This window comes from Pseudomonas sp. 910_21, from assembly GCF_052850735.1.
The window spans coordinates 1-331 of the sequence record NZ_VXCY01000044.1 but is presented as its reverse complement, the minus strand read 5'-3'; the positions used below and the strand labels follow the sequence as shown (position 1 = coordinate 331).

The window sequence follows — 331 nt, the reverse complement described above, 5'->3', positions numbered from 1 at the left end:
ACCGTTATTGCCAGTGCCCGTTGCAACCAACTTTGACGCCGATGGCACGGTGGTCATGCCGGGGGCGGACTCAAACAGCGGTGTCTATCAGGTCAAGGACAAACTGGCGCCTATCGACGCCGCGATTGCGATCAGCAATAAGGCCTGGACCCCTGAAAGCACCCGGCACACCCGGCTGGAGGCGATCGATGAGGCCGTCGCCTTCAAGCACGGGCGTGATATTGGCAGCGTTCAGGAGGCCCTCAATGAAGGCAAGGAAATATCTGAAATCACCCACGTGTTTGCCGCCCGAGCGACAGACAACGGCAAGGTGCTGGTGACGCGTTCAGAG

1 pseudogene is annotated in these 331 nt (G+C 59.5%); it reads left to right on the top strand.

Annotated elements, in window-relative coordinates:
- A pseudogene (locus FW796_RS31905) lies at positions 1-331 on the top strand (T6SS effector phospholipase Tle3 domain-containing protein); the annotation flags it as partial.